The 26111-nt window shown below is 39.7% G+C and carries 24 protein-coding genes and 2 pseudogenes; 11 read left to right on the top strand and 15 right to left on the bottom strand.

Going from position 1 to position 26111, the window contains the following annotated elements; translation table 11 throughout:
- Nucleotides 1-69: 69 nt before the first annotated feature.
- The 12 genes and pseudogenes from RWM06_RS07020 to RWM06_RS06965 all read right to left on the bottom strand — a co-directional run bounded on the left by RWM06_RS07020 (nt 70) and on the right by RWM06_RS06965 (nt 13872).
- A pseudogene (locus RWM06_RS07020) lies at nt 70-3324 on the bottom strand (DEAD/DEAH box helicase family protein).
- A 165-nt stretch (nt 3325-3489) separates the two neighbouring features.
- Entirely contained in the window at nt 3490-5346 is a 1857-nt protein-coding gene (locus RWM06_RS07015) for an Eco57I restriction-modification methylase domain-containing protein (protein WP_313970605.1), read from the bottom strand.
- 75 nt (nt 5347-5421) lie between these two features.
- Nucleotides 5422-5676 (bottom strand): type II toxin-antitoxin system RelE/ParE family toxin, encoded by a 255-nt coding sequence (locus RWM06_RS07010; RefSeq protein ID WP_033684234.1) that lies wholly within the window; start codon nt 5674-5676, stop codon nt 5422-5424.
- Between the two features lies 1 nt (nt 5677).
- Entirely contained in the window at nt 5678-5920 is a 243-nt protein-coding gene (relB, locus tag RWM06_RS07005) for a type II toxin-antitoxin system RelB family antitoxin (protein ID WP_007284772.1), read from the bottom strand.
- A 90-nt stretch (nt 5921-6010) separates the two neighbouring features.
- Entirely contained in the window at nt 6011-6820 is an 810-nt protein-coding gene (locus RWM06_RS07000) for an MBL fold metallo-hydrolase (protein ID WP_313970604.1), read from the bottom strand.
- 1 nt (nt 6821) lies between these two features.
- Complete coding sequence (gene vicK / locus RWM06_RS06995; RefSeq protein WP_313970603.1) at nt 6822-8171, bottom strand: cell wall metabolism sensor histidine kinase VicK; 1350 nt, start codon at nt 8169-8171, stop codon at nt 6822-6824.
- Nucleotides 8164-8871: a response regulator YycF gene (gene yycF, locus RWM06_RS06990; RefSeq protein ID WP_000722072.1), complete on the bottom strand. Its 708-nt coding sequence runs from the start codon at nt 8869-8871 to the stop codon at nt 8164-8166. The genes vicK and yycF overlap by 8 nt, the downstream gene beginning before the upstream one ends.
- Before the next feature lie 219 nt (nt 8872-9090).
- Nucleotides 9091-10254 (bottom strand): annotated as a pseudogene (gene mutY / locus RWM06_RS06985) (A/G-specific adenine glycosylase); the annotation flags it as partial.
- 233 nt (nt 10255-10487) lie between these two features.
- Nucleotides 10488-11462 (bottom strand): phosphate acetyltransferase, encoded by a 975-nt coding sequence (pta, locus tag RWM06_RS06980; protein WP_000451571.1) that lies wholly within the window; start codon nt 11460-11462, stop codon nt 10488-10490.
- A 43-nt stretch (nt 11463-11505) separates the two neighbouring features.
- Nucleotides 11506-12402: an RluA family pseudouridine synthase gene (locus tag RWM06_RS06975; RefSeq protein WP_313970602.1), complete on the bottom strand. Its 897-nt coding sequence runs from the start codon at nt 12400-12402 to the stop codon at nt 11506-11508.
- Complete coding sequence (locus RWM06_RS06970) at nt 12399-13217, bottom strand: NAD kinase (RefSeq protein ID WP_313970601.1); 819 nt, start codon at nt 13215-13217, stop codon at nt 12399-12401. Before RWM06_RS06970 ends, RWM06_RS06975 begins: the two co-directional genes overlap by 4 nt.
- The gene (locus RWM06_RS06965) at nt 13201-13872 is read right to left on the bottom strand and encodes a GTP pyrophosphokinase family protein (RefSeq protein ID WP_000171684.1); all 672 of its coding nucleotides are present in this window, start codon (nt 13870-13872) and stop codon (nt 13201-13203) included. Before RWM06_RS06965 ends, RWM06_RS06970 begins: the two co-directional genes overlap by 17 nt.
- A 128-nt stretch (nt 13873-14000) precedes the next feature.
- On the opposite strand from RWM06_RS06965, the gene RWM06_RS06960 reads away from it, so the two are divergent.
- From RWM06_RS06960 to RWM06_RS06930, 7 genes are all read left to right on the top strand, one after another.
- Entirely contained in the window at nt 14001-14570 is a 570-nt protein-coding gene (locus tag RWM06_RS06960; protein ID WP_313970600.1) for a CYTH domain-containing protein, read from the top strand.
- A gap of 112 nt (nt 14571-14682) precedes the next feature.
- A complete protein-coding gene (locus RWM06_RS06955; protein ID WP_313970599.1) occupies nt 14683-15642 on the top strand; it encodes a ribose-phosphate diphosphokinase in 960 nt (319 codons plus the stop codon).
- A gap of 9 nt (nt 15643-15651) precedes the next feature.
- The gene (locus RWM06_RS06950) at nt 15652-16767 is read left to right on the top strand and encodes a cysteine desulfurase family protein (RefSeq protein WP_313970598.1); all 1116 of its coding nucleotides are present in this window, start codon (nt 15652-15654) and stop codon (nt 16765-16767) included.
- Between the two features lie 4 nt (nt 16768-16771).
- Nucleotides 16772-17119, top strand: a complete 348-nt coding sequence (locus RWM06_RS06945; RefSeq protein ID WP_000863540.1) for a DUF1831 domain-containing protein — start codon at nt 16772-16774, stop codon at nt 17117-17119.
- A gap of 7 nt (nt 17120-17126) precedes the next feature.
- Complete coding sequence (locus RWM06_RS06940; RefSeq protein ID WP_261046753.1) at nt 17127-17342, top strand: DUF4649 family protein; 216 nt, start codon at nt 17127-17129, stop codon at nt 17340-17342.
- Between the two features lie 82 nt (nt 17343-17424).
- Nucleotides 17425-18066 (top strand): redox-sensing transcriptional repressor Rex, encoded by a 642-nt coding sequence (locus tag RWM06_RS06935; protein WP_313970597.1) that lies wholly within the window; start codon nt 17425-17427, stop codon nt 18064-18066.
- A 17-nt stretch (nt 18067-18083) separates the two neighbouring features.
- Nucleotides 18084-18773: a gamma-glutamyl-gamma-aminobutyrate hydrolase family protein gene (locus tag RWM06_RS06930; RefSeq protein ID WP_000743337.1), complete on the top strand. Its 690-nt coding sequence runs from the start codon at nt 18084-18086 to the stop codon at nt 18771-18773.
- Here RWM06_RS06930 and radC read toward each other — a convergent pair.
- Complete coding sequence (gene radC, locus RWM06_RS06925) at nt 18770-19450, bottom strand: DNA repair protein RadC (RefSeq protein ID WP_313970596.1); 681 nt, start codon at nt 19448-19450, stop codon at nt 18770-18772. The two genes, RWM06_RS06930 and radC, sit on opposite strands and share 4 nt — an antisense overlap.
- 42 nt (nt 19451-19492) lie before the next feature.
- Nucleotides 19493-21784 (bottom strand): DNA helicase PcrA, encoded by a 2292-nt coding sequence (pcrA, locus tag RWM06_RS06920; protein WP_313970595.1) that lies wholly within the window; start codon nt 21782-21784, stop codon nt 19493-19495.
- 112 nt (nt 21785-21896) lie between these two features.
- Here pcrA and RWM06_RS06915 point away from each other — a divergent pair, with 112 nt between their 5' ends.
- Complete coding sequence (locus tag RWM06_RS06915) at nt 21897-22157, top strand: hypothetical protein (protein ID WP_313970594.1); 261 nt, start codon at nt 21897-21899, stop codon at nt 22155-22157.
- On the opposite strand, the gene RWM06_RS06910 is transcribed toward RWM06_RS06915, so the two are convergent.
- The gene (locus RWM06_RS06910) at nt 22143-23813 is read right to left on the bottom strand and encodes a formate--tetrahydrofolate ligase (RefSeq protein WP_313970593.1); all 1671 of its coding nucleotides are present in this window, start codon (nt 23811-23813) and stop codon (nt 22143-22145) included. The two genes, RWM06_RS06915 and RWM06_RS06910, sit on opposite strands and share 15 nt — an antisense overlap.
- A gap of 225 nt (nt 23814-24038) precedes the next feature.
- Between RWM06_RS06910 and coaB the strand changes: the two genes are divergently transcribed.
- The 3 genes from coaB to RWM06_RS06895 are packed head-to-tail and all read left to right on the top strand — an operon-like array spanning nt 24039 to nt 25838.
- Nucleotides 24039-24728, top strand: a complete 690-nt coding sequence (gene coaB / locus RWM06_RS06905; RefSeq protein WP_313970592.1) for a phosphopantothenate--cysteine ligase — start codon at nt 24039-24041, stop codon at nt 24726-24728.
- An 11-nt stretch (nt 24729-24739) separates the two neighbouring features.
- Nucleotides 24740-25291, top strand: coding sequence for a phosphopantothenoylcysteine decarboxylase (coaC, locus tag RWM06_RS06900; protein ID WP_313970591.1), 552 nt, complete (start codon nt 24740-24742; stop codon nt 25289-25291).
- A complete protein-coding gene (locus tag RWM06_RS06895; RefSeq protein WP_000747412.1) occupies nt 25275-25838 on the top strand; it encodes an ECF transporter S component in 564 nt (187 codons plus the stop codon). The genes coaC and RWM06_RS06895 overlap by 17 nt, the downstream gene beginning before the upstream one ends.
- Nucleotides 25839-26111 lie beyond the last annotated feature (273 nt).

Raw genomic sequence — 26111 nt, 5'->3', positions numbered from 1 at the left:
AAAAAGAAACCCAAATACAGAATTGTATTTGAATTTCTTAACTTAATGACATTGGCCCTCGCCTTCTTTTTAATTATTTTCAAAATAGGAATCAACCAACTCCTGAATTCTTCCTTCTTTGGCAGCAGGAATGGTATCTTCTAAAACAAAGTTCTTTCTACTGATATCTTGAGAGAGATTTCAAAAGATAAAATTAGTCGAGATGTTATAGATAATCTCAGATGGTGCAAATCCATAAACTTGGTTTTCTAAGATATGTTTTAAGCGTTCTTCAGAATTTGGAAATGCATCTTTCAAACCTTCGCTATTATATAGTCGCTTAACAAGTTCAGCAATATAGAGACCAGACTTCATGTACAAATCAATGAATGTCTTAGATGGATTATCAAAGATTCCTGGATTTTCTTTTTCAAGATCATCTACCATCCTCTTCACTACCCGTTTAGGAGTGAAAATCTGATTGGTTTTCTGTGGTGGAATATAGTCAAAAATATCTTCTTTTTGGTCTTTAAAATAATCCGCCAACTCCTCTTTCTTGCGAAGAAATTCTTGGATTGCTTCATCAAATGTTGCTCGATCAAAGAGATGTCCTGCAAAATCTTGTCCACCGTCTCTCAAATAACGAAATTGATCAATCGTAATACCAGTTACCTCAAAGAAGACTTGCTCAGGAACAAAGGTATCAAAATTATCAAGTGTTAGAGATTGATCAACATAAGCCATAATAAAACTTGGAATTGTTCGTGCAAATCCTCGAAGATGGTCACGAATCTCATCTTGAGCTGATTGTTTCAACTGCTCAACACGTTTTATCTCAACCTGTTCGATAAACTTCTCAGGCATTTTTTCCACTTCTTTTTTGAGTGTTTGCTCTAGTTTTTCTTTGTGAATGAGAGTATTTTCTTCTAAACGTTTATCAAAATCTTCTTGAATCTTATCCTTTTGCTCCTTATCAACTGCTTCTTTAATTTGTTGCTGCAATTCTTCCCTGATATGAGCTTCAGAAATTTTTCTTTCGATATCATTTTTTCGAATTTCATTCTCAAATGTTACTATAATTTGTTTCTTAATTTGCTCAGTTTCCCGAGTTTTTAGGTTGTATTCACCTTTCAAATCTTCTACAATCACTGAAGAAACGGTCTTGCTCAAATCATTAATTAGCTGTTTTTGAGTTCTGTCCTCATCCTTAGTGAACAAATCTGTCACAGATTGACTAAGTCCATAGACTTTTTCACCAAAAAGTCGCATTTGCTGATTAACTACGATTTCATGGTCTACTACTGCATTCCCCTCATCATCTACTGTAACATCTGAAAAATCTAATAAATCAGAAGGTGTTTGAAGCTTCCCTTCCTTTTCAACTGGCAGCTCATTTAAAATATCTAGAACTGTTTGACTAGCTTGAAAAATACCGCTGATATTATCAAATAATAGATTGGACATAAAGCCTCGTTTAAGAACTTCTCTAGCTTTTATCTGGCGAGGAATGGTTAGAACTGCCTTAGCATCAATTTCAACCATCTTACCAGCACGATCTTCAGCTATGACAGGGAAGAAATTTAGTAATTCTCTGATGTTTTCTTCACGAGTCGCAGAAGTCCCACCACCTCCTGCGGTTGCTAGTGATAAGTTGTTAGCAAACTCATCAAAGAGAATTAAGGTCCTTTCTGGTGCAAAGTCAAATACATAGGCTCTTTCTTTGCGGAAATGATTTCCTTTGCTATCGGTCCATGAATATGGGTTCTGAGCACGAAATGCAGCTTGCATATAAAGAGCTGGTGATTTCAAATTTGATAACATCAATACACCTGTCCACTCAGGGATAGTGACACCTGTCGTCAATTGACCGACGGATAGGGTGATGGTTTTGTCATTCTCTGCTATCGCTTTTCTAACCAAGTCTAAGGATTTGAGTTTGACTTTATCGTCTTCTTCGGACATGCGTCCGTCTCCAGCAGCTAGAACAATCTCATAATTTTCATAGATTGGGTGTTCTTCTAGTAGTGCTTTTAAGGCTTTAGCTGATGCTACACGTTCTAAAAGCCAAAAAGTATGCTTGAGTTCATTTCGAAGTTCTTTGGTTGAAAATGGATATTTTTCATTGCTCGATAGAGTATCTAACCAATTTCTGACATCTTGCTCATGAATAAATTTCCCTTTATCATCTGTAGCGAAAAATTCACTTAAGTCAAAAGCATAGTCAATATTTTCACCATCAAGCTGAGCGCCTTTTTCTAACTCTTCACCAATCATCTGAGACATTTGATAGGTAAAGAGATTTAACTGAGGTAAGGTTTCATATGGATTTTCCTCTTCTTGTTCAGAAGACCAAGTCGATTTAGCAGACTGTTCATCCGCATAAGACCAGTTATAGATTTGATCCTCTGTAAAATCTCCTTTGGCCAATGCCTTAAATGGTGTACCTGACAAATGCAGAGTGAAATTCCGTCGAATCTTATTAAAAGCTTGGTCTGTCTTAAAGGTATCAACTCCTTCGTGAGCCTCATCGATAACCAATAAATCCCAGTGGAGATCTGTAACCCATTTAAGTTTGTTATGCTCTCCACCTAGATAAGCAGAGCCTTTCAAGTCTTGAAGACTGATAAAAGCAAGTTGTCTTACATCGTCATCTAAAATACCAACAAATTCTTTTCGTGACAAGGTTGGACGACTCTTAAGGCTGTCTGATTCAGAAACAAACTTATAAGTCGTTTGACCTGCTATGAATGTTTCGAAATCATCATACCATGAGTTAGCTATTGCAGGTCTGTTGGTTACAATTAAGACATTGACAGCCTCCATCCGACGAGCTAGGTCATAGGTAGACAAGGTTTTACCAAAACGTGGCTTGGCATTCCAGAGGAACTTCCCTCCTGAGTGATTTTTGAGATAAGCTAAGGTCTTAGAAACTGCTTCTTCTTGCTCCTGTCGCAAGGTATAGTCCTGTCCTTTTCCAGGCTGATAGCCTGACAAATCATGCTGAACAAACTTATCAAAAAGATTTTTTGATTTTTCAGGAGTTCCATTAAAGTAAAACCATTCCGTCTTAGGACGACGTTCCACATCATGGAAAGAAAGGAAATGGTGAAAATCATGGTCCTTAAAAGTCTTTCCCTTATCAGGTTCTTCCGTATAAGCTGCATCTCCAGTCCATAAAACATCTGTATCTATATGAGCAGTATGCGTTTGCTCCTTGATACGTTGTGTGACATCACGTTCTGTATAACCAATCTTAATCCAGCCTTCATTACTGGTTACCGTAGGAGTGGTGTAGGCATAGATTTTAGGATGAATCTCTTTAGAGGTTTTAATTTCTACTGGCATAAGTATTCCTTTTTTTGAACATTTACTAACGAAGTCAATTTATCTAACAAATGACTTTCTCATCTCATAAGTACAAAAAGGGTCAGGGCATCGTATGCTTCCTGACCTAATCCTATGTGTCTATTATAGATCACTGAGCGCTATTTGTCAAATAAAAATACTTCTCTAATCCATCTCCCTTACATGTGTCTCAATAAAGGTAATTTCCTCTGGAGAAAGACCATATTTTTGATAGAGCTGACGGTCAATATCAGCCACTGATTGCGTCCAATCAATGTCCGAATTGACCGTGAAGTCTTGGAGTGGAACGTAATACCAAGTTTTGCGTGAGTTATGCTGAGTAACTTTCAAAACACCTAATAATACTCTAGCGAATTTAGTTTTAATAAATTTAATACAAGCATCGGCTTCAAATTTTGTTTTAAAATTACCAATAGATAAAAAAGTATCTGTATGCCCGATTAGGGGTGTTGATAAGACTTCACCTAAGGCACCACTTCCATTAGCTTCTGGTACAAAAACATTATAATTTTCGAATGTTTCCGGTAAATCTAAATATTTTTTATTAATATATCGATAAACACGTTCGGAACCAATTCTTCCAAGTAGAGCAACATGGTCTTTTTCTTCTTTGTTTTTGAAAACAAAATCTAACTGAGTTAGTGATTTCGAAACAATTTTATTTTTTGTCCCTTTTCCTTGCAGATTTTCAGCATTTGGATAATCAGAAAAAAGTTGATTTGAAAATCTATAAATACCTTGAGGATAAACTAAATCAGAAAAAGTTTTAAAGTCTGGATGTTTTTCGATTTTTTTTACAATACTATTCAAAGATTCAAAAATAGTAAATACTCCGATTGGTCCCAAATCTTTATCAGCATCACGATAAGTTATTGCTACTCCACCCTTTATATCCGTTCCTGTAAATACTTTACCGCTTTTAAGTTCATAGAATTGAACTTTTAAATGCTTGTCTTCAAGCATCTTTTCCATCCAATTTTTAGGGGTTTGACCAGCTTTAAATAAAAATCTTGCTGGAGTGATTAGTATCGATTTATCTGCGATTTTAATAGCTTCATCAATAAAAAAGTGATAAATTGGTTCATCTCTAGCTTCTCCTGTTTCCTGATATGGCGGATTTCCTATCACGACATCAAATTTCATTTCACTTTCCTCACTTGATAGGCGCTCAAAACCTATCATCTTATTCTTTTTCCAGTCTTTGATTTGGGTTTTAGATTCTTCTACTTCTTGGACTTCTAGCTCATCTGAAAACAAGCTTAATTGTTGAGATTGCTCTTGTTTAGCTGAGTAAGGACTATTTTTTTCCAATCCATCCATCTGAAAGACATTGTAGGAGATAATGGTTGCAATTTCTTTCTTTTGCTCTAATGTTGGTTTATTCCCAGTCTTAGCTAGATAATAGTCCTCAAAGGTAGCTAGAAGATTTTCACGCGCCAAAAGGAGAGAATCTCCTTGATACTCATAGCCATAAGAAGCTCGATAAGCTTTTTTTACAAGTTCATAGAAGGTAGCTTCGTCCGAGACCTCACGACTAATGCGCTGCAATTTTCTATCTACAAAACCAACTCGTTCAGATAATGGAATTTCCTCACCAGTTACGGTATCATAGCGCGTTACCATATAAGGTGCTTCACCACAAGTTATCTCCAACCACCTTAGGTCAACATACTCCTCAAGACTTAAAGAACCTAGTTCCGATTCTACATATCCATTTTGCTTTTCGACCAACCAAGTTGGTGTAAACACTTCAGCTCTAATTTTGGTTCGGTCTTTTTGCTCATACTTGGATTTTTCAGATCTAGGTTGAATCAAGTTTGCATAGTTTCCAGTAACCTTACTTGGATTGATGCGATCACTTGGAGCAAATCCCTTTCCCAACAATTCATAAGAATGTGTCGCCCAAACAATATTTTTCTTTGTCGTTCGATCTTTTAAAAGAATTTTTAATAAGTCAGCCGATTCTTTAGCTAAACTTTCTTCACTAATATCTATTGTCATAAGCAACCTTTCTTATATTGTAAGCCCTATTATATCATATTTTAAAGAATGAAAATTTACTTGGAAAAAAGTAATTCAATAAATATCTCTCCGATGACCAACTTCTAAAGTAGCAATGACTAATTCATTATCTACAATTTGTACGATAACTCGATAATTACCAATTCTATAGCGCCATTGACCAACACGATTACCAACCAAAGCCTTTCCGTGTCGTCTTGGGTCTTCCAAAACATTGGTTTGTAAATAGTTTGTAATTAGCTTCTGCGTATAACGATCCAATTTTTTCAATTGCTTGATGAAACGTCTTGTTGGAACTAATTTATACAAATTATTCATCCTCCAAGCCTAAATCATGCATCATTTCTTCCCAAGTAATGGGTTCAACTCCTTTTTCCAAGTCGTCTAAATACTCTTGATAGGCTAAATCTGCCACACGAGCGTCGTATTCGTCTTCTAGAGCTTCAAGAGTTTTGGTGCGGATAAGTTCCGACAGAGAAACTCCTTCAAACTTAGCCATTGCTTTCATAAATGTTTTATCAGCTTCAGAAACTTTTAATGTAATAGTAGTCATCTTTTGTGCTCCCTTTTTTAATGGTAACACCATTGTATTACTTTTTAGGTGTTCAGTCAATATAAAAAGAACACCTTCTCAGCGTTCTTTCTATATATCTGTCAATGGTGTTGCGGTATCTGGTGAGGTATCATATACCTTAAAGTCTACTCCGACTCCCAGATCAGCTTGTGCTAGCTGATTAACCATAGTCATGTGAGCCAGTTCCTTGATATTGTTCTCCTTAGATAAATGCCCAAGGTAGATTTTCTTAGTGCGATTTCCTAGCGTCCGAATCATGGCCTCAGCACCGTCCTCGTTAGAAAGGTGACCCAGATCCGATAGGATTCGTTGTTTGAGTCGCCAAGCGTAAGAACCTGCTCGCAGAATCTCTACATCATGATTGGACTCGATAAGATAACCATCTGCATTTGCAACAATTCCTGCCATACGATCACTAACGTAACCTGTATCAGTCAAAAGGACAAAACTCTTATCATCCTTCATAAAGCGATAGAACTGCGGTGCGACCGCATCGTGGCTAACACCAAAACTCTCGATGTCGATATCTCCAAAGGTTTTGGTTTTGCCCATTTCAAAGATATGTTTTTGCGAAGAATCCACCTTGCCAAGATACTTGCTATTTTCCATAGCCTGCCAGGTCTTTTCATTGGCATACAAATCCATACCATACTTGCGAGCCAAAACTCCCACTCCATGGATATGGTCAGAATGCTCATGCGTAATCAGGATGGCATCCAAATCTTCTGGCTTGCGATTAATTTCAGCAAGTAGGCTGGTAATCTTTTTACCAGACAAGCCTGCATCCACTAAAAGCTTCTTTTTTGGAGTTTCCAGATAAAAGGAATTTCCACTGGAACCCGACGCTAAAATACTGTATTTAAAGCCTGTTTCACTCATTCTAGTCTTCTACTTCATCCTCCCATACTTCTTCTTTCACTGCATCCTTATCATAAGGGAGCACAATGGTGAAGGTTGATCCCTTACCGTATTCACTCTTAGCCCAAATAAAGCCCTCATGTTGTTTGACAATTTCTTTAGCAATAGCTAGTCCTAAACCAGTACCTCCTTGGGCACGACTTCTAGCACGATCCACACGGTAGAAACGGTCAAAGATACGTGGTAAATCTTGCTTTGGTATCCCCAATCCTTGATCAGAGATGGATAAAATCATCTGATCATCAGTTGTCTTCATCGTGACTGTGATTTTCCCACCATCTGGAGAATATTTAATGGCATTGTTGAGAATATTATCAATCACCTGTGTCATCTTATCTGTATCTATCTCTATCCAGACTGAGGTAATGGGATAATCTCTCACCAGTTCATATTTCTTCTCTTCATCCTGCCCTCTTATCTGATCAAAACGGTTGAGGATAAAGGTTATAAAGGCAGTGAAATTGATTAATTCCACATTCAGGTGACTGGTTGCATTATCAATACGTGAAAGATGAAGAAGATCCGTCACCATTCGCATCATACGGTTGGTTTCGTCTAGAGACACCTTGATAAAGTCTGGTGCGACAGGTTCTGACAAGGCCCCCTCATCCAAGGCTTCAAGATAGGATTTTACACTAGTCAGAGGCGTCCGTAGTTCATGACTAACGTTGGAAACAAAGAGTCTACGCTCGCGTTCTTCCTTCTCCTGCTCCGTCGTATCGTGTAAAACAGCAACCAAACCAGAAATAAAGCCAGACTCACGACGTACCAAGGCAAAACGTACACGAAGGCTCAGATACTCACCATTAGCATCCTGGGAATCAATGATGAGCTCAGGAATTTGGGTGATCAAATCACGAAGTTCATACTCATCTTCAATCTTAAGCAATTCTAGGATACTTTTGTTTAGAACATCTTCCTTCTGAACACCTAGCTGTTTCTTAGCCATGTCATTAATCATAGTAATCTTACCACGACGATTGGTCGCAAGGACTCCGTCTGTCATGTAAGAGAGGATACTGTGCAATCGTTTACTCTCTTGTTCCAGATTTTCTTGGGTTAGACGAATTACTTCTGATAAATCATTGAGATTATTGGTAATATTAGTAATTTCAGAGCTTCCCTGCATATCCAATACCTGAGAATAATCTCCTGCAATCAGGTCTTTCACCTTTTGATTGATTTGCTTCAAGCGAATATTATCCCGACGATTTTCTAGTAAGAGCAAGGTCACCACTAAAATAAAGCCAAGTAGAATGAGGATAAAGATAAAATCACTGTTTAAAACTGTGTCTTTAATTAGTTTAATCATTATTTCTCATATAATAACCAACACCACGACGTGTTAGGATATACTCTGGACGACTCGGTGTATCTTCAATCTTCTCACGTAAACGTCTAATGGTTACGTCAACAGTCCGAACATCTCCGAAATAATCATAACCCCAGACCGTTTCAAGCAAGTGTTCACGTGTAATGACTTGACCGATATGAGAAGCCAAGTGGTACAAGAGCTCAAATTCACGGTGGGTTAAGTCTAGTTCTTCACCGTATTTCTTAGCAACATAGGCATCTGGCACAATCTCCAAGTCCCCAATTTGCAAGGGTTGGGTTTTCTTTTCATCTGATTCTTGATTATCTACAGAAACCAAATCCGTACGACGAAGAAGAGCTTTGACACGCGCCTGTAACTCACGATTTGAGAAGGGTTTTGTCACATAGTCATCCGCTCCAAGCTCTAAACCGATAACCTTATCAAACTCACTGTCTTTAGCTGACAGCATGATAATAGGCACACTACTGGTCTTGCGAATAGTCTTAGCAACTTCTAAACCATCGATTTCTGGAAGCATCAAATCCAGAATAATAATATCTGGTTGTTCTGCTTCAAATTGCTCTAACGCTTCACGACCGTTAAAAGCAGTTACAACCTCGTAACCTTCCTTGGTCATATTAAATTTGATAATATCCGAGATTGGTTTTTCATCATCTACAATTAATATTTTTTTCATTTGTTCACCTTTTTCTCTACTATTATACCAAAAAAATAACAAGAAGACACAATAGCTAGTCTTGGCTACTGTCTAATACTCTTCGAAAATCAAATTCAAACCGCGTCAACGTCGCCTTGCCGTATATATGTGACTGACTTCGTCAGTCCTATCTACAACCTCAAAACAGTGTTTTGAGCAGACTGCGGCTAGTTTCCTAATTTGCTCTTTGATTTTCATTGAGTCTAAGTTGGCTTGTGCATAAGCCTGCCAGACTTTTTGTTGGGGTTTGGCAAGTGGGTAATTCTTAAACTCTTCTGGTGAAAGCCAGCGAACTTCTCTATCTGAAAAGTCATGGTAGTCAGTCACCTGGCCTGCTACAATTTGAACATGCCATTTACGATGGCTAAAAACATGCTTGACAGTCTCAAAACAACCATCAAGCCAATCAACATCTAAGTCATAGTCCTGCTGGAAACTCTCTTCTGGACTGGGACCAAAGTTCACACTTTCTTCTGCAATCTGATGAAAGAGGTCAAACTGCTCTTCTTGCGAAAAGTTATCAACTTCTATCAAGGGGAAATGCCAAAAACCTGCCAACAACTTTTCACTCTCATTTTTTTCAAGTAAAAATTGTCCTTGAGTATTTTTGACCACCAAGGCTTTAAGATAAATTGGAACAGGTTTTTTCTTGGGTGCCTTGATTGGATAACGGTCCATTGTGCCATTCTGATATGCCGCACTAAAGTCCTTAACTGGGCTTTCTTCTGGTCTGGGATTTACAGGTGCCTCAATATCTGAGCCCAAGTCCATCAAGGCTTGATTAAAGTCACCTGGCCGTTCGGGATCAATCAGGATTTCCATCATTGCCTGAAAAATTTTTCGATTACTTGGAATCCCAATATCGTGGTTGACTTCAAATAGACGGGCCAGCACTCGCATAACATTACCATCTACAGCTGGCTCAGGCAAGTTAAAAGCAATACTGGAAATGGCTCCTGCTGTGTAAGGACCAATCCCTTTCAAGCTGGAAACTCCTTCATAGGTATTTGGAAATTGGCCACCAAAGTCAGCCATAATCTGCTGGGCTGCAGCCTGCATATTACGAACTCGAGAATAATAACCCAAACCTTCCCAAGCCTTCAGTAAACGCTCCTCAGGCGCAGTTGCCAAACTTTCCACTGTTGGAAACCAGTCCAAGAATCTTTCGTAATAAGGAATAACCGTATCCACCCTAGTCTGCTGGAGCATAATTTCAGAGACCCAGATATGATAAGGATTCTTACTTCTACGCCAGGGTAAATCTCTTTTGTTTTCATCATACCAGTTGAGAAGTTTCTCACGGAAAGAAATGATCTTCTCCTCCGGCCACATGACGATACCGTATTCTTTCAAATCTAACATATCTCTAGTATAACACAGAAGATTCTAACTGTCCTTTTCCTAGTATTAATACTCTTCGAAAATCTCTTCAAACCACGTCAACGTCGCCTTGCCGTATATATGTGACTGACTTCGTCAGTCCTATCTACAACCTCAAAACAGTGTTTTGAGCAGACTGCGGCTAGTTTCCTAATTTGCTCTTTGATTTTCATTGAGTATAAAAAGCCTCTTCCCAAAGGAAAGAGGACTAAATCTTATTGATGAACTGCTTGGGCTGCTGTGATAAGGGTCAACTTGTAAACATCATCAGCATTACATCCACGAGAAAGGTCGTTAACTGGCTTGTTCAAACCTTGCAAAACAGGTCCAACAGCTGCAAAACCACCAAGACGTTCAGCCATCTTGTAGCCGATATTTCCTGCCTCGATACCTGGGAAGATGAAGACATTTGCTTGACCAGCTACCGTACTTCCAGGAGCTTTCAGAGCTGCAGTTTCTGGAACGAAGGCTGCATCAAATTGCAACTCCCCATCGATTTCAAGGTCAGGACGCAAGTCGTGAGCAATTTTAGTTGCTTCAACAACCTTATCAACACTTTCACCAAAACCTGAACCCTTAGTAGAATAACTTAGCATAGCAATTTTAGGCTCGATGCCAAACATCTTAGCTGTAATTGCTGAATTGATGGCAATTTCAGCCAATGCTTCTGCATCAGGATTGATATTGATGGCACAGTCTCCAAAGAGGTAACGTTCCGTACCACGAACCATGAGGAAGGCACCTGAAGTACGAGTTACATTTGGACGAGTTTTGATGATTTGAAGAGCTGGGCGAACTGTTGAAGCTGTTGAGTGAATCGCACCTGATACCATTCCATCAACCAAGCCCAAGTAAACCAACATCACACCAAAATAGTTAACATCTTCAACCAAAACCTTGCGTGCATCTTCTTCAGACATTTTGCCCTTGCGACGCTCCACCAAAGCAGCAACCATTTCTTCAAATTTATCGTAGTGTTGAGGGTCAATGACTTCATAACCGTCCTCGATACCTTCGATTTCAAGATAAATTTTAATTTTTTCAGGATTTCCAAGCAAAACAGGAATCACTTCTGTTTCTTTTACCAAGCGTTTAGTTGCTTGAAGAATACGAGGCTCTTCCCCTTCAGGGAGAACGATACGAGCATTTTTGCCAACAAGGTTGGCTTTGAGACTTTCAAAAACTTCCATGAGTTTTCTCCTTTAAAATAATAATTATACTCTGAATCAGTTTTTATAGAGTATTAGTTGATAACTGGGTAATAAGGTTGCTAAAATCATCCGGCAAGGGACTTTCTAACTGCAAGTCTTGCTCTAAAAATGGATGATAAAAAGATAGGTAATGGCAATGCAGGGCCTGACGTTGGATGCCGTCGTCCAGACTACCACCATACAAATCATCTCCCAACAAAGGAAAACCAATATGAGAAAAATGGACTCTGATTTGGTGGGTTCGTCCAGTATGCAGGCGAATATCAACCAAGTGAATATTCCCATAAGATGCTACAATCTTGTAAGAAGTATGGGCATACTTTCCACCTTTAGCCACTCTTCTGGTGATAATAGAGTCTTCATCACGCGCAATCGGAGCAATAATTTCCCCCTCTGACTCCAAATATCCATCACCTTTAACCAAAGCAAAATAGCGTTTTTCAATAGACTTTTTCTGCAACTGCTTGTCTAATCGTGCATGGGCATAGCCGTGCTTGGCAAAGAGCATCAAGCCAGAAGTATCTCTATCAAGCCTAGTTACAATGTGAACCTGCTGATTTTCATAGTTTTGCTTGACATAGTAACCCTTGATAAAATTAGCAATGGTATTAGAGTGGTTGACACTAGGAATAGAAGCCACTCCATAGGGTTTATTCAAGAGCAGAAAATGGTCATCCTCATAGAGAATATCCAGAGGGCGCTCAATAGCTTCCAGAGTTTCAAAGCCTTCCTCAGCAGGAATATCAATAATAACTTTGTCTCCAATATCCAATAGACACGTCGCATTTTGCGGTTGGTCATTGACCAGAATAGCTCCGCCTCGAAACTTAATCTTGGCCAGAAGTCCCTTCGAAACCTCGTGCTTTTTTAAGAAGGTCTTAACCTTGACATGTTCATCTGCGATAAATTCAAACCTCATTCATCCACCTCGCCGATGAAAGCATCCTTAACACGATTCCAGAAACTGGTGTGGCTCGGTGACGCGACAAAGTGAATCTTATGATGGTCGATTTGATACTCAATACGTTCAATATTACGGAAAGAATAAACGCTATTGTCAACCGAAATAGTATGGTAATCGTTTCTCGTTGGGATGAGTTCAATCTTATCCTTCTTAGGCACAATAATAGATGAACCCAGCGTACGATAAACACGATTGTTAAGGCTGGCAATTTCTGTCAACTGCAGAGCTTCAATGGTTGGGTGTAAAACAGCTCCACCAAGTGATTTGTTATAGGCTGTGCTACCCGTCGGAGTTGAAACTGTTAGTCCGTCTCCTCGAAAACGTTCAAAGGGGACACCATTGATTACAATATCTGCTACCATGGTTCGATCGGACCTGCGGACACTGGCTTCATTTAGTGCTCTGAAAATCTTCACTTCACCATTTCCAAGAAAGACCTTCACATTCAGAACAGGGTAAGAGACTCTTGCTCCTGTATCTAGCTGCAAATTAGTCACTAGCTTGTCCAACTCAAAATCACGGTAGTCCGTATAGAAACCCAAATGTCCAGTGTGAACACCAATGAAGCGTACCTTGTCAAGCTGGTTTTCGTACTTATGAAAGGCCGACAAGAGCATACCATCCCCACCAATGGAGATGACAATGTCCGGATTGGTATCATTGAGTATAAACTGATTTCTCTTCAAACGATCTCGCAATTCATACAAAACCCTTTGACTCTGTGGTTTTCTATTAGCTATCAGGTCAATTCGTTTACCTGTATTCTTCATCTGTATCGTCACTGTTTCCTACACCATCATTTAATTTTCTACTCAAAGGATCAAAAAGTGCCTGGGCTTCTTGGATATCATCACGAATTTTACCCATTTCTTCATCCAACTGATGGGCAATTTTGGCAGTAATTTCCAATCGCTTCTTAATCTCCTCTGGGAAATCTCCTTGGTACTTGTAGTTGAGAGAATGTTCTATCGTTGCCCAGAAATTCATGGCCAAAGTACGAATTTGAATTTCTGCCAAAATAGTCTTGGCTCCATTGATGGTGTCAACCATATATTCTACTACCACATGATAGGAACGGTAGCCTGAAGCCTTTCGATGAGTAATGTAATCTCGCTCTTGTATGATACGCATATCCTGACGCTTACGCAAAATAGCCACAACTTCTTGGACGTCATCTACAAACTGAACCATCACACGCAAACCAGCAATATCCTGTAAATCGTGTTCTAAGGTCGCATAAGTAATACCACGTCGAGCCATTTTTTCCTTGATACTTTCAATTGGCTTGACTCGACCAGTCACAAACTCAATTGGAGAATGCTTATTTTGCTTGCGATATTGCTTACGAATACCACGTAGTTTAATCTTTAACTCACCAACAGCTTGAATGTAAGGATCTAGAAATTCTTCCCATTCTAAGGTCATATATTCTCCCTTATTCTCATATTATCCTTCAAAAATATCTTTGATTTTTTCTCCAGATTCATATACAATAAATACAATGCTTATTATACCATAAATCCGCTTTCAACGATAAAGAAAAGGTAAGAAAAATGAAACATTTAGAAATTGAATTGAAAACACTCTTGAAAAAAGATGAATATGATTGTCTAAAAGACCAGTTCACAGGTGTCACTCCTGTTCTTCAAAAAAATTACTACATCGACACACCTGATTTTGAACTGCGAGAAAAGAAAGTTGCTATGCGCATTCGAACTTTTGAAGACTGGGCAGAATTGACACTCAAAGTCCCACAAAGTGTCGGAAACATGGAATACAATCAAAAATTGCAACTAAAAGATGCTGAAAACTATCTGAGCAAGGAAGAACTTCCTCAAGGGCTTGTGCTTGATGAATTAGCAAAACATGGTATCCAAAGTAATAAATGGCTGGTCCTTGGTTGTCTCACAACACTTCGCTATGAAATACAAACACCAATTGGCCTCATGGCACTAGATGAAAGTCAGTACTTTGATATTACAGATTACGAATTAGAGCTTGAAGTGGAAAATCACGAGCAAGGCAAACAGGATTTCCAAAAATTTTTAGAGGAAAATCAGATTTCCTACCAAAAAGCCCCTTCAAAATTGGTTCGATTTGTCAAAAGCATGAAAAATAGCTGAAATAATCTTCATTTTTTGGTAAAATAGAAAAGATAAAAATACACAAATCCCAGTTCATATAGGCAAGACATATATAACTAGGATTTATAAAGTTTACAGAGGACGGTCTATAATGTCAGATAGAAAAAATATGAAACTTTTCGCACTCAACTCTAACCAAGAAATTGCACAAAAAATTGCTCAAGCTGTTGGTGTCCCACTTGGAAAACTGTCATCACGTCAATTTTCAGACGGAGAAATCCAAGTGAATATTGAAGAAAGTGTCCGTGGTTATGATGTGTACATCATCCAATCAACAAGTTTCCCTGTTAACAACCACCTAATGGAATTGCTTATCATGGTCGACGCTTGTGTGCGTGCAAGTGCTCACAGTATCAACGTTGTTCTTCCATATTTTGGCTATGCACGCCAAGATAGAATCGCATCATCTAGAGAACCACTAACAGCTAAACTAGTTGCTAACATGCTGGTTAAAGCTGGTGTAGATCGTGTCCTTACCCTCGACTTACATGCAGTTCAAGTACAAGGTTTCTTTGATATTCCTGTAGATAATCTTTACACTGTTCCTCTCTTTGCTAAACACTACTGTGATAAAGGATTAAGAGGTTCGGATGTTGTTGTCGTTAGCCCTAAAAATTCAGGGGTAAAACGTGCTCGTAGCCTGGCTGAATATCTTGATGCTCCTATCGCCATTATCGACTACCCTCAAGACGATGCAACTCGCAACGAAGGCTATATCATTGGTGATGTTGAAGGTAAAAAAGCTATCTTGATTGATGACATTTTGAATACAGGACGTACCTTCTCTGAAGCAGCCAAAATCGTTGAACGTGAAGGAGCTACAGAAATTTATGCTGTTTCTAGCCACGGTCTTTTCGTTGAAAGTGCTGCTGAACTTCTTGACAATACTAAGATTAAAGAAATTCTTGTGACTGATTCAGTAGCAACAAAAGAAAAAACTCCTAAAAACGTATGCTACATCACTGCTAGTGAGTTAATTGGTGATGCCATCGTCCGTATCCACGAAAGAAAACCAGTCAGCCCACTCTTTGCCTACAACAAAAAGAAATAAGGTGATTCTTTGATTTATTTGGACAATGCTGCAACGACTCCCATGTCAGCAGTTGCTATTTCAGCTATGACCGAGGTTATGCAAGAAACCTATGGAAATCCTTCTAGTATTCATGGGCATGGTCGTCAAGCTGGCAAACTCTTGCGAGAAGCCCGTCAGGAACTAGCTCAGTTACTGGGGACAAAACCTCAACATATCTTTTTCACTTCTGGTGGAACAGAAGGCAACAATACTGCTATCATTGGCTACTGCCTTCGTCACCAAGAACGAGGAAAACATATTATCACAACTGCCATCGAACACCATGCTGTCCTTGAAACCATTGATTACTTGGTTCAGCACTTTGGTTTTGAAGCAACCATTATCCAGTCAGAAAATCAAGAAATCACAGCCCAACAAATTCAAAAGGCCTTACGTGACGATACGATTTTGGTTTCTACCATGTTTGCCAATAATGAGACTGGAAACCTACTTCCCATTGCTGAAATTGGCCAAATACTCAAGCGACACCCTGCTGCCTATCATGTCGACGCAGTTCAGGCTATTGGTAAAATCCCTATACACCCAGAAGAATTGGGCATTGATTTTCTCACTGCTTCTGCCCACAAGTTCCATGGTCCTAAGGGAATCGGTTTTCTCTACGCATCTAGTATGGACTTTGATTCCTATATCCATGGCGGAGACCAAGAACAGAAAAAACGTGCAGGTACTGAAAATCTAGCTGCCATCGTAGGCATGGTTGCAGCCCTAAAAGAAAACCTAGAAAAACAAGAAGAACATTTTCAACATGTACAAAATTTAGAAACTGCCTTTCTTGCAGAGCTGGAGGGAGTCCAGTATTACCTGAATAGAGGACAACACCATCTCCCTTATGTTCTCAATATTGGATTTCCTGGCCAGAAAAATGACCTCTTACTCCTTCGTCTAGATTTAGCTGGAATTTCAATCTCTACTGGCTCAGCCTGTACGGCAGGCATTGTCCAATCCAGCCATGTTCTTGAAGCCATGTACGGAGCAAATTCACAACGCTTGAAGGAATCCGTTCGTATCAGTCTCTCTCCAGAAAATACTGTCGAAGACCTACATACCCTCGCAAAGACCTTAAAAGAAATTATCGGAGGTTAGCCATATGGCATTTGAAAAAACCATTCAATTAAAAAATTGTCGTTACGACTACACTCTTAGCCCTTCTGTTAAAAAATTCACCCTCAAAGACAACACTTTTTTTGAGACTAAGGTTGGTAACTATGAACTGACTCGCTTACTTGAAAAAGTGCCAAACAGTGGTGAAGGTTTCCAACTCAAAATCATTATCAATAAAGAGCTAACAGGGGCTAAAATCAATATCACTGACAAGTTTGGGCTACGTCTGGTTGATATTTTCAAATCAGAAGACCACCATATTCATCAGGAAAAATTCTACTTCCTCATGGATAGTTTAGTAGAGCGTGGTGTCTTTACAAAATCAGAAAGATAGAGCCAAAATGTTTGAATTGACCTATAAGGACAGCTATCATGTAGAGCGTACACTCAAGTATGAGGATTATGAGGCTCTCATGTTGGCTTTGTCAGGATGTGTGACCCTACCAGATACACTTTATGTGACTTCTTTGACTTTTGAGGGGCAGGAAGTTTACCAAGGATTGGTTGGAGACCTCTATCGTTTTCTATCACAAACATCATTTTTACATCAAAACTAAGATTTTTCTTAGTTTTTTATTGTTTTTGTTGATTTTTTCACAATGTTTCTATAAAATAGAAGAATAGAAAGGTTGTGATTTTGTGAAAGATAAACAGTCTGCTATTCCAAAAGCTACAGCGAAAAGACTCTCCCTCTACTATCGAATTTTTAAGAGATTTCATGCAGAAAAGATTGAACGTGCCAACTCTAAGCAAATTGCAGAGGCTATCGGTATTGATTCAGCGACAGTTCGTCGTGATTTTTCCTATTTTGGTGAACTAGGTCGTCGTGGATTTGGCTATGATGTCAAAAAACTGATGACGTTTTTTGCCGATTTGCTTAATGATAACTCCATTACCAATGTCATGCTAGTAGGTATTGGAAATATGGGCCATGCCCTTCTCCACTACCGCTTCCACGAGCGTAACAAGATGAAAATTATCATGGCCTTTGATCTAGATGACCACCCTGAGGTCGGGACCCAAACTCCTGATGGGATTCCCATTTACGGAATTTCTCAAATCAAGGATAAAATCAAGAATGCCGATGTCAAGACTGCGATCCTGACCGTTCCCAGCGTCAAGTCACAAGAGGTTGCCAATCTCTTGGTGAATGCTGGCGTGAAAGGAATTCTCAGTTTTTCACCAGTCCATCTGCATTTACCAAAAGACGTGGTCGTTCAATATGTCGATTTGACAAGTGAACTCCAAACCCTCCTCTACTTCATGCGAAAAGAGGATTAGAAAGCGAAAATCATTTTATGAAAAAACCAGTTATTGGGATAACAGGAAACGAAAAAACTCATCCAGATGATGACATCATGATGAGCTACGCAGCAAAAGGCTTTGTTGAAGGAGTTAAAGACGCTGGAGGGATTCCCATCATCCTACCGATTGGTGATCAAGAAATGGCCTGCCACTATATCAGTATGATTGACAAGCTCATCTTGACAGGTGGGCAAAATGTTGATCCAAAATTCTATGGTGAACCAAAAACCATTGATAGCGATGACTACCATCTTCAAAGAGACATCTTCGAACTGGCCCTCATTAAGGAAGCTATTAAACAGAAAAAGCCAATTTTTTCTGTCTGCCGTGGAACACAACTCTTTAACGTTGCCATGGGTGGAACTTTGTATCAAGATATAGAAGACCACTGGCAAGATTGTTCTGCTGAATACACAACCCAACGCTTGGTGACAGAGCCTGATACAGTTCTTCGAGAAATCTATGGAGAAATTTCCCATATCAACTCCTTCCACCACCAGAGCATCAAGGATTTAGCACCAAATTTAAAGATTGCAGCTCATGATCCTAAAGATGGTATCATTGAGGCTGTCATGAGTACGGATGATGTTGCCTTTCTCGGTGTCCAATGGCACCCAGAATTTCTATTTGAAAATCGTCCCAAAGATAAAAACCTCTTTGACTATGTTGTTAATGAACTTTAAATTAAATCTGTCTTTTCACGGTAACTAAAATAATTAGAATGAGAGACAATCAAATGGTCCAAGAGGACAATCCCCATCAGTTCGCAGGCTTCTTTGACAAGTTTAGTGACATGATCATCATTTCGGCTAGGCGATACTGCTCCTGAAGGATGATTGTGGACCAAGATAAGAGAAGTCGCCATATGCTTGATTGCATAGTGAAGAATCTCTCGCGGTTCAGCGATACTGCGGGTAGCTGAGCCGATAAAAATGGTCTGTTGATGAATGATTTGATTTTGAGTATTGAGATAGAGCGCCACTAGGTGCTCTTGTTTTTTATGACCCAATTCCTGCTGCATCTTCTTGGCCAACTTTTGACTGCTGAGAATACTTTCCATCTCAAGAGTCTCATGTTTGTGAATACGATGCCCCAATTCAATCATAGCTTGCAACTCTATAGCCTTAACACGACCGATACCAGACAGACTCTGCAATTCCTGCAGGGTCATTTTTTTCAAATCCGTTAGGCTTGAAAGATTGCTCAAGACTTTCTGGGCAATTTCAAAAACGCTGGCTTGACGTGTTCCTGTCCTAAGTAAAATAGCTAGCAACTCTTGATTACTGAGCGCTTCTACTCCTTCTTTAGCCAGCCTTTCTCTTGGCAACAGTGAATCTTCTTGGAATGAAATACTATACATAAAAATCCTCCTCACTTTATTATTCGTGAGAAGGATGGAAAATTAGATTTTTTTCTCAATTGGGGCTACACTAGCTAAAAGTTTTTTCAAACCTACTTCTGGGAAATTGATTTTTAATTCCTGAGTAGCACCGCTACCTGAAACTTCCAGAACAGTTCCCTCTCCCCATTTCTTGTGGAGGGCAATGTCACCAATGGACCAATTTGCCTCGCTAGAGGCTGATTTTGCTCCAGCTGTAAATTGACCAAATGGAAGACCGCTTGACTGGATAGTTCTTGGGGCAGCACTGCGTTTACGGTCTTGAAGAGCTTGGGCAAGACTCATACCTTGACCGAAAGCAAGGCCACCACTGCTATAAGATGCTTTAAAGCTTGTATTTGCTGGACGAGCCAGACCTTGATACTCAAGCAAGTCTGAACTGATTTCGTTAATAAAACGAGTCGGACGGTTGTAGTTGGTACGACCAAAAAGCAGGCGCGAATTGGCATTGGTCAGATAGAGAATTTTCTCTGCACGCGTAATTCCTACATAGGCCAGACGGCGTTCTTCTTCCAATTCATCTTGATCTTCAGCTGCACGGCTAAGCGGAAAGACATTTTCTTCCATCCCAATCAAAAAGACAACTGGAAACTCAAGACCTTTGGCAGCATGCAAGGTCATCAAGGTCACTTCTGATGTCTCCTGACTGCCTGAATCTGTATCCGCAATCAAGGCTAGGTCATTTAAGAAACGACTCAGCTTGTCCAGACCAGTTTCCTCTTCTGACCCATCAGAGGTGTCATCAAAGTTTTTCGTCACAGAAAGGAACTCTTCAATATTTTCAACCCGAGCCTTACTCTCTAGAGTCGCTTGGATATTTAGAATATCGACGTAACCTGTTTTTTCAAGGACAGCCTCAACCAACTCTGTAATATTTAATTGATCTAGCTGCTCTCGCAAATCCAGAATCATATTGGCAAAATCCCAGATAGACTGGGCTGTTTTACCCTTGATACCAGACAACATAATATTGGCTGAAGCATCTAGCATAGACATGTTTTGCATATTTGCAAAGTCACGAATTTTCTCAACAGTACCTGGCCCAATTCCACGCTTCGGTTCGTTGATAATGCGCTCAAAACTGATATTGTCACTCAAATTGGCAATAAGATTGAGGTAAGCGATGATATCACGGATTTCCTTACGGCTGTAGAATTTGGTTCCTCCAACCATGGTATAAGGAATATTTGACTTGAGCAAGGCTTCCTCAATAGTACGGGACTGCGCATTAGTACGATAAAGAACTGCAAAATCCTTGTGAAGGAAGTTTTGACTCCGACCAAGTTCATCGATAGTTCTGGCTACAAATACAGCCTCATCTAGCTCATCATTGGCACGATAGTAAACGATTTGTTCCCCATCAGCGTTTTGAGTCCAGAGATTCTTAGGACGGCGGTTTTTGTTATTTTTAATGACCTCGTTGGCCGCTTGAAGAATGGTTTTAGTGGAACGGTAATTCTCCTCCAACAAAACAACCTTGGCTTGGGGATAATCTTTCTCGAAATCCAAGATATTCTGCATGTCAGCACCACGCCAACCATAGATAGACTGGTCTGCATCCCCAACAACACAGATATTTTTAAAACGGGAAGCCAAGAGTTTGACCAGTTGGTACTGGGCATGGTTGGTATCTTGGTACTCATCAACGTGGATGTATTGGAATTTCTGTTGATAGTAAGTCAAAACATCAGGATTTTGATCAAAGAGACGCAGGGTCAGCATAATCAAATCATCAAAGTCAACCGACTCCGACTGACGCAGTTCTTTCTGATAGGCTGTATAACACTGGGCCACGATTTGCGTATACATATCACCAGCTTGGGCAGCATAAACCACATCATCAATCAAGTCATTCTTAGCATTGGAAATGGTTCCCAAAATAGTTCGTTCATTCCATTTTTTCGGATCCAAGTTCAACTGTTTGAGAATGCGTTTCATGAGAGTTCGCTGTTCACCAGGATCCACAATGGTAAAATTACGGTTGTAGCCAATATGATCCGCATCACGACGCAAAATACGCACACACATGGAGTGGAAGGTCGCAATCAGACAGTCCTGAGTGGCTGGATTAAGGTTATAAGCACGCTCCTTCATCTCACGCGCAGCCTTGTTGGTAAAGGTAATGGCCAAGATATTCCAAGGATTGACCAGCTTTTCATCAATCAAATAAGCAATACGGTGGGTCAAAACACGGGTCTTTCCAGAACCAGCACCCGCCATGATCAACAAGGGACCTTCTGTCGTTTGCACCGCCTCAGCCTGACGGTCATTCATTCCATTTAATAATGCGTTCATCTTCTCTTCCTTACTCTTGAAGTCAATATTTCTATTATATCAGAATTCAGGGAAAATATCTTTACCTAGACTGGTTACGTGTAGAAGGCAACTCCTTATATCTAGATAAAAAATGAGCTTGGATAGTATTTCCAAACTCATTTATTACTCAATGAAAATCGAAGTGCAAACTAGGAAGCTAGCCACAGGTTGCTCAAAGCACTGCTTTGAGGTTGTAGACAAGACTGACGAAGTCAGCTCAAAACACTGTTTTGAGGTTGCAGATAGAACTGACGAAGTCAGTAACCATATATACGGCAAGGTGAAGCTGACGTGGTTTGAAGAGATTTTCGAAGAGTATAAAGTCAATTTCAATATACTAGAACAAGCCTAATACTGTTCCATCGCTTTCAACATCCATGTTGAGGGCTGCTGGTCGTTTTGGAAGTCCTGGCATGGTCATGACATCGCCAGTTAATGCAACGATAAAGCCTGCACCTAATTTGGGTACCAATTCACGAATGGTAATTTCAAAGTTTTCTGGTGCCCCAAGTGCATTTGGATTATCTGAAAAACTATATTGAGTTTTAGCCATACAGATTGGCAATTTGTCCCAACCGTTTTGAACGATTTGGGCGATTTGCGTTTGAGCTTTCTTCTCAAAGTTTACTTTGCTACCACGGTAGATTTCAGTAACAATCTTTTCAATCTTTTCTTGGACAGAAAGGTCATTGTCATACAAACGTCTATAGTTAGATGGGTTTTCAGCGATAGTCTTGACAACTGTTTCGGCAAGAGCTACTCCACCTTCTGCGCCATCAGCCCAGACACTTGCCAACTCAACTGGTACATCGATTGAGGCACAAAGTTCTTTCAAGGCTGCAATTTCAGATTCTGTATCAGAGACAAATTCGTTAATCGCAACAACTGCTGGAATACCGAACTTACGGATATTTTCAACATGGCGTTTCAAGTTGGCAAAACCTGCACGAACTGCCTCTACATTTTCTTCTGTCAAAGCGTCTTTAGCTACACCACCATTCATCTTAAGGGCACGAAGGGTTGCGACAATGACAACTGCTGACGGAGCTGTTGGCAAGTTTGGTGTCTTGATATTAAGGAATTTTTCAGCACCAAGGTCTGCACCAAAACCAGCTTCAGTAACTGTGTAATCAGCCAAGTGAAGGGCTGTGCTTGTTGCCAAGACAGAGTTACATCCGTGAGCGATATTGGCAAATGGACCACCATGTACAAAGGCAGGTGTTCCGTAAATTGTCTGAACCAGGTTCGGCTTAATCGCATCCTTCAAAATCAAAGCCAAGGCACCTTCAACCTGCAAATCACCTACAGAAACAGGCGTACGGTCATAGCGATAACCGATAACGATATTAGCCAAACGGCGTTTCAAGTCCTCGATGTCCGTCGCCAAGCAAAGAATAGCCATGATTTCTGAAGCGACGGTAATGTCAAAACCATCCTCACGTGGAATTCCGTTTAGAGGGCCACCAAGTCCAACGGTCACATGGCGAAGGGCGCGATCATTCAAGTCCACAACGCGTTTCCAGAGGATACGACGTTGGTCAATTCCCAACTCATTCCCTTGGTGCAAGTGGTTGTCAATCAAGGCAGAAAGAGCATTGTTGGCAGTTGTAATGGCATGCATGTCTCCAGTGAAGTGGAGGTTGATGTCTTCCATTGGAAGAACTTGGGCATAACCACCACCTGCAGCACCACCCTTAATCCCCATTACTGGACCAAGGGATGGTTCGCGAATAGCAATCATGGTTTTCTTGCCAATCTTGTTCAAGGCATCCGCAAGACCAATAGTAATAGTTGATTTTCCTTCACCTGCAGGTGTTGGATTGATGGCAGTAACTAAAATCAATTTCCCAACTGGATTACTCTCAACTACACGAATTTTATCAAAGCTGAGTTTAGCCTTGTACTTTCCATACAACTCCAAATCATCGTAAGAAATGCCCAGTTTCTCTACAACATCAACGATTGGCTTCAACTCAATACTCTGTGCGATTTCAATATCTGTTTTCATTCAAAACTCCTCTAACCTCTTATATGATAATTCATTATAACACAAAACAAGATTTTTAACACCTTTAAACTCTCTAAACGTTCGTAAATCTCCCTATTTTTAAGCTTTTTAGAGTCCTTTCTTAAATTTTATATGGCTTTATAGTTTGAAACTATATTCTTTCCTTTTACCAAAATTTTATCACTTTCATTTTACTTACCGTTTATTTTTGTGTACAATAGTGCTATGAAAATTTTAGTTACATCGGGCGGTACCAGTGAAGCTATCGATAGCGTCCGCTCTATCACTAACCATTCTACAGGTCGCTTGGGCAAAATCATCACTGAAACATTGCTTGCTGCAGGGCATGAAGTTTGTTTAATGACGACAAAACGAGCTGTGAAGCCAGAAGCCCATCCCAACCTAAGTATTAGAGAAATTAAAGACACGAATGACCTTTTTCTTGAAATGAAAGAACGGGTTCAGGATTATCAGGTCTTAATTCACTCAATGGCTGTTTCTGACTACACTCCTGTTTATATGACAGGGCTTGAGGAAGTTCAGGCTAGCTCCAATTTAGAAGAATTTTTAAGCAAGCAGAATCATCAGACTAAGATTTCTTCAACTGATGAGGTTCAGGTTTTGTTCCTAAAAAAGACACCCAAAATCATCTCTCTAGTCAAGGAGTGGAATCCTGCTATTCATCTGATTGGTTTCAAACTGCTGGTTGATGTTACCGAAGATCATCTGGTTGACATTGCTAGAAAAAGTCTTATCAATAACCAAGCAGACTTGATTATTGCGAATGACCTGACTCAAATTTCAGCAGATCAGCACCGAGCAATCTTTGTTGAGAAAGATCAGCTTCAAACAGTCCAGACTAAAGAAGAAATTGCAAAACTCCTCCTTGAAAAAATTCAAGCCTATCATTCATAGAAAGGAAAGCTATGGCAAACATTCTCTTAGCTGTAACGGGCTCAATCGCCTCTTACAAGTCGGCAGATTTAGTCAGTTCTCTAAAAAAACAAGGCCATCAAGTTACTGTTTTAATGACTCAGGCTGCTACAGAGTTTATCCAACCTTTGACACTGCAGGTACTCTCACAGAATCCTGTCCACTTAGATGTCATGAAGGAACCCTATCCTGATCAAGTCAATCATATCGAACTTGGAAAAAAAGCAGATTTATTTATCGTGGCCCCTGCAACTGCTAACACTATTGCAAAACTAGCCCACGGCTTTGCGGACAACATGGTAACTTGTATGGCTCTAGCCTTGCCAAGTCATATTCCCAAAATCATCGCACCAGCTATGAATACAAAAATGTATGACCATCCAGCAACTCAGGCTAATCTGAAAACATTAGAAACCTACGGCTATCAGCTGATTGCTCCTAAGGAATCCCTACTAGCTTGTGGAGACCACGGACGAGGAGCCTTAGCCGACCTCACAATTATTTTAGAAAGAATAAAGGAAACTCTCGATGAAAAAACGCTCTAATATTGCACCTATTGCTATCTTTTTTGCAACCATGCTTGTGATTCATTTTCTAAGCTCACTTATCTTTAACCTTTTTCCATTTCCAATCAAACCGACCATTGTTCATATTCCTGTCATTATTGCCAGCATTATTTACGGTCCACGAGTTGGAGTTACACTTGGATTTTTAATGGGACTACTTAGCTTGACCGTTAACACGATTACAATTCTACCGACAAGCTACCTCTTCTCTCCCTTCGTACCAAATGGGAACATCTACTCAGCTATCATTGCCATCGTCCCACGTATTTTGATTGGTTTAACTCCTTATCTGGTCTATAAACTGATGAAAAATAAAACTGGTCTGATTCTAGCTGGTGCCCTTGGTTCACTTACCAACACAGTCTTTGTACTTGGTGGAATTTTCTACCTTTTTGGAAATGTCTTTGATGGTAATATCCAAAAACTCCTAGCAACTGTTATCTCAACAAATTCGATTGCTGAATTAGTCATTTCCGCAGTTCTAACCTTAGCCATTGTTCCAAGACTACAAACTTTGAAGAAATAAAAACAATCTCCACTTTCAAACCTGAAGGTGGAGATTTTGTTTGAAGTAGTTTCTTTTTAGTGAAATCTTTACCAATATTTATACTCAATGAAAATCAAAGTGCAAACTAGAAAGCTAGCTGCAGTCAGCTCAAAATACTATTTTAAGGTTGCAAATGGAAGCTAACGTGGTTTGAAAAGTTTTTAGAAGAGTATTAACTTAAAAATGACCTATAAACCCAAGTAAATCCTTGCTTTATTGTCTTGTTTATTGTACTATACTAGTGTATATACA

It is taken from the genome of uncultured Streptococcus sp., from assembly GCF_963516575.1.
Lineage (GTDB): Bacteria > Bacillota > Bacilli > Lactobacillales > Streptococcaceae > Streptococcus.
Note: the sequence above shows the minus strand (reverse complement) of the source record. Positions and strands in the feature narration are given on the sequence as shown.

Excerpts from the sequence above, each read along its gene's own strand:
- RWM06_RS06960 (WP_313970600.1), top strand. The coding sequence starts at position 14,001 with ATGAAACATTTAGAAATTGAATTGAAAACACTCTTGAAAAAAGATGAA.
- RWM06_RS06955 (WP_313970599.1), top strand. The coding sequence starts at position 14,683 with ATGTCAGATAGAAAAAATATGAAACTTTTCGCACTCAACTCTAACCAA.
- RWM06_RS06895 (WP_000747412.1), top strand. The coding sequence starts at position 25,275 with ATGAAAAAACGCTCTAATATTGCACCTATTGCTATCTTTTTTGCAACC.
- RWM06_RS06965 (WP_000171684.1), bottom strand. The coding sequence starts at position 13,872 with ATGACCTTAGAATGGGAAGAATTTCTAGATCCTTACATTCAAGCTGTT.
- relB (WP_007284772.1), bottom strand. The coding sequence starts at position 5,920 with ATGACTACTATTACATTAAAAGTTTCTGAAGCTGATAAAACATTTATG.
- RWM06_RS06975 (WP_313970602.1), bottom strand. The coding sequence starts at position 12,402 with ATGAGGTTTGAATTTATCGCAGATGAACATGTCAAGGTTAAGACCTTC.
- RWM06_RS06970 (WP_313970601.1), bottom strand. The coding sequence starts at position 13,217 with ATGAAGAATACAGGTAAACGAATTGACCTGATAGCTAATAGAAAACCA.
- RWM06_RS06940 (WP_261046753.1), top strand. The coding sequence starts at position 17,127 with ATGTTTGAATTGACCTATAAGGACAGCTATCATGTAGAGCGTACACTC.
- RWM06_RS07000 (WP_313970604.1), bottom strand. The coding sequence starts at position 6,820 with ATGAGTGAAACAGGCTTTAAATACAGTATTTTAGCGTCGGGTTCCAGT.
- yycF (WP_000722072.1), bottom strand. The coding sequence starts at position 8,871 with ATGAAAAAAATATTAATTGTAGATGATGAAAAACCAATCTCGGATATT.
- coaB (WP_313970592.1), top strand. The coding sequence starts at position 24,039 with ATGAAAATTTTAGTTACATCGGGCGGTACCAGTGAAGCTATCGATAGC.
- RWM06_RS06910 (WP_313970593.1), bottom strand. The coding sequence starts at position 23,813 with ATGAAAACAGATATTGAAATCGCACAGAGTATTGAGTTGAAGCCAATC.
- radC (WP_313970596.1), bottom strand. The coding sequence starts at position 19,450 with ATGTATAGTATTTCATTCCAAGAAGATTCACTGTTGCCAAGAGAAAGG.
- pta (WP_000451571.1), bottom strand. The coding sequence starts at position 11,462 with ATGGAAGTTTTTGAAAGTCTCAAAGCCAACCTTGTTGGCAAAAATGCT.
- vicK (WP_313970603.1), bottom strand. The coding sequence starts at position 8,171 with ATGATTAAACTAATTAAAGACACAGTTTTAAACAGTGATTTTATCTTT.
- RWM06_RS07015 (WP_313970605.1), bottom strand. The coding sequence starts at position 5,346 with ATGACAATAGATATTAGTGAAGAAAGTTTAGCTAAAGAATCGGCTGAC.
- RWM06_RS06945 (WP_000863540.1), top strand. The coding sequence starts at position 16,772 with ATGGCATTTGAAAAAACCATTCAATTAAAAAATTGTCGTTACGACTAC.
- RWM06_RS06915 (WP_313970594.1), top strand. The coding sequence starts at position 21,897 with ATGAGCTTGGATAGTATTTCCAAACTCATTTATTACTCAATGAAAATC.
- coaC (WP_313970591.1), top strand. The coding sequence starts at position 24,740 with ATGGCAAACATTCTCTTAGCTGTAACGGGCTCAATCGCCTCTTACAAG.
- RWM06_RS06930 (WP_000743337.1), top strand. The coding sequence starts at position 18,084 with ATGAAAAAACCAGTTATTGGGATAACAGGAAACGAAAAAACTCATCCA.
- pcrA (WP_313970595.1), bottom strand. The coding sequence starts at position 21,784 with ATGAACGCATTATTAAATGGAATGAATGACCGTCAGGCTGAGGCGGTG.